This is a genomic window from Mesorhizobium sp. M7A.F.Ca.CA.001.08.2.1, from assembly GCF_003998455.1.
In the GTDB taxonomy this organism is placed as follows: Bacteria; Pseudomonadota; Alphaproteobacteria; order Rhizobiales; family Rhizobiaceae; genus Mesorhizobium; species Mesorhizobium ciceri.
Genome location: NZ_RZPW01000736.1, coordinates 1 through 3,020 on the forward strand (window position 1 = coordinate 1; position 3,020 = coordinate 3,020).

Annotated in this window: 2 protein-coding genes and 1 pseudogene; all 3 read right to left on the reverse strand. The window is 62.2% G+C overall.

Annotated elements, in window-relative coordinates; genetic code table 11:
• Positions 1-1,295: Clp protease N-terminal domain-containing protein (locus EN914_RS29950; protein WP_127389463.1), on the reverse strand; the 1,295-nt coding region annotated here is incomplete at its 3' end.
• Positions 1,296-1,514: 219 nt separating this feature from the next.
• Positions 1,515-2,459 (reverse strand): DUF4167 domain-containing protein, encoded by a 945-nt coding sequence (locus tag EN914_RS29955; protein WP_024503799.1) that lies wholly within the window; start codon positions 2,457-2,459, stop codon positions 1,515-1,517.
• A gap of 303 nt (positions 2,460-2,762) precedes the next feature.
• Positions 2,763-3,020: pseudogene (locus EN914_RS29960) on the reverse strand (protein-(glutamine-N5) methyltransferase, release factor-specific); the annotation flags it as partial.

The following is a 3,020-nucleotide window of genomic DNA, read 5'->3' on the forward strand; positions in this document are numbered from 1 at the left end:
ACCTTGAGCGCCTCGCGTTCGATCTTGAGCTGCATGATGCGGCGATCGATCTCGTCCAGCGCCTCGGGCTTGGAATCGACCTGCATGCGCAGCCGCGATGCGGCTTCGTCGACCAGGTCGATCGCCTTGTCCGGCAGGAAGCGATCGGCGATGTAGCGGTTGGACAGCGTCGCCGCCGCCACCAGCGCTGAATCCGAAATGCGCACCTTGTGGTGCTGCTCGTATTTCTCCTTCAGGCCGCGCAGGATCGAAACGGTGTCTTCCACCGTCGGCTCGTCGACGAAAACCGGCTGGAAGCGCCGGGCAAGGGCTGCATCCTTCTCGACATGCTTGCGATACTCGTCGAGCGTGGTGGCGCCGACGCAGTGCAGCTCGCCGCGCGCCAGCGCCGGCTTCAGCAGGTTGGACGCATCCATGGCGCCATCCGCCTTGCCGGCGCCGACCAGCGTGTGCATCTCGTCGATGAACAGGATGATGTTGCCGCTGGCCGAGGTGACTTCGGAGAGCACGGCCTTCAGCCGCTCCTCGAACTCGCCGCGATATTTGGCGCCGGCAATCAGCGCGCCCATGTCGAGCGCCATCAGCTGCTTGTCCTTCAGCGATTCCGGTACGTCGCCATTGACGATGCGCAGTGCCAGGCCTTCGGCGATCGCCGTCTTGCCGACGCCGGGTTCGCCGATCAGCACCGGATTGTTCTTGGTGCGGCGCGACAGCACCTGGATGGTGCGGCGGATCTCGTCGTCACGGCCGATCACGGGGTCCAGCTTGCCGGCACGGGCATCCGCAGTCAGGTCGCGCGCGTATTTCTTCAGCGCGTCGTAGCCCTGTTCGGCACTCGCCGAATCGGCGGTGCGGCCCTTGCGGACATCGTTGATGACCTGGTTGAGCGCCTGCGCGGTGACGCCGGCCTTGGCCAGTATGTCGGCGGTCTTGGCCGACTTTTCCATGGCGAGCGCCTGCAAGAGCCGCTCGACCGTGACAAAACTGTCGCCGGCTTTCTTGGCCAGTTCCTCGGCGGTCGAAAACACTTTCGCCAGCGGCTGGGCCAGATAGAGCTGGCCATTGCCGCCCTCGACCTTGGGCATCGCTTCGAGCGCCGTCTCGACGCCAAGCTTGACGTCGCGGACGTTGCCGCCGGCGCGTTCGATCAGCGACGCGGCCAAGCCCTCGTCGTCGTCGACGAGCACTTTCAGGATATGTTCAGGGGTGAATTGCTGGTGGTTGCGGGAAAGCGCCATGGTCTGCGCGGACTGGATAAAGCCGCGCACGCGCTCTGAGTATTTCTCAAGGTTCATATCTGTCTCCTTCCATCACCGGCCCGCTTTGCGGCACCGGATCCGATTGCGGTGACGGACCCGCTCATTCGAGCCGGGTCCAGTTGAGGCTGATATGGTGCACAGGCGCTGAACCCTCAAGACGTCCCGATATCGGCAACCACATAATATTGCACGGCCGCCCAAACGAAAACGGCGGAGATTTCTCTCCGCCGCTCAATGCCTTGAAATGCCGTTGGGTCAGTTATCGATATCGACATTGACCGGTTGGGCGTTGCCGCTGTCGGCCGGGGCCGCAGCCACCTCGCCGGCGTCGGTCCCGGAACTGGCATTGTCACTACCGCCATCAACCTGATCGGCGTTGACGCGCGGGCGGCGCGGACGACGCGGACGACGGGCAGCACCGCTTTCGGCGGCCGCCTCGTTGAGTTCGGCCTGGGCGGCAAGACCTGCCGGGGAAAGGTTCTCGAACGACGGAGCCGGTTCGGCCGGCGCCACAGATTCGGTCGGCGAAACGGCTTCGCCCTGGACCGGGATCTCGTTGCCCTGGGGCTGACCACCTTGCTCGGCGGACGATGAAAAGTCGCGCTGGCCGTTCTGGCCATAGCCGCCATTGGGGCGGCGATCACGATGGCGCCCGCCATTGTTGTCGCGGCCGCCATTGTTGCGCCCGCCATTGTTATCGCGGGCCTCGCGGCCACCTTCCCGGTTCAGCGCGACCTCGGCCGGCGTACCTTCGATAACCGGCTGCGGGCCGGCGCCATGGTTGACCACCGGGATCTGGACGTCGGAAGCAGCGTTGCTGTTGTTGCCGCTATTGTCGAAATCGTCGCGGTCCTCATCGCCATCATCGTCGAAATCATCGCGATTCTGCTGCGTGTTCTGGATCGGCATCTGCGCCTGTGCGGCCGCAATGATGCGATTGTAATGCTCGGCGTGCTGGAGATAGTTCTCCGCCATGACCCGGTCGCCGGAGCTGTGTGAATCACGGGCAAGGGTGGCGTATTTTTCGGCGATCTGCTGAGCCGAACCCCGGATCTTCACGTCCGGGCCATTGCTCTCGTAGTTGCGCGTCAGGGGATTAGGCCCCTTGCGGTTGTTGTTGTTATTGTTGTTATTGTTACCACCGCCGCCGCCATTGTTGTTGCGACCGCGCATGCGCCTGTTCTGCTGTTGTGGCCTCATCAAACTCTCTTCATTTTGAAATTTTCGAAAAACTCTTCACGAACGGAGGCGCTCATGCAGCCAGCCGTTTCGTCTCTTCACCGGCGTTCGCCCGCATCGATTGCGTTGGCGCCACGTGTCATCCTGTTCCGGTTACATCACTTGCCGGACGATTCCCGCACGAAGCTTGGGCATCGTTTGCGCAAGAAGGCAGCTATTTCCAAGGAAAACCGAATCGCTAAGAGCACTGCCTGCTTCGTCTCATCCGGTTAAGGCGACCCTAGCCGCATTCCCCGGCATTGCCAAGCGCTTTTTTGCACTGCGTCAAGGCTTTATCCTTTCAAAGACAATAACCCTGTCGTTTCCACCGAGGTCACGGAAAACACTGCCCGGCACGTAGCCGGCTGCAGTGAATATCTCGCAGACCTCGTTGCGTTGCGTATGGCCGATCTCGACCGCAATTCTGCCTTCAATTTCCAAAAACCTTGCCGCTTCCGCAGCGATGGTTCTGTAGGGGTTCAGACCGTCCGCGCCGCCATCCAGGGCTAGGCGCGGGTCGAAATTGCGGACTTCGTCCTGCAG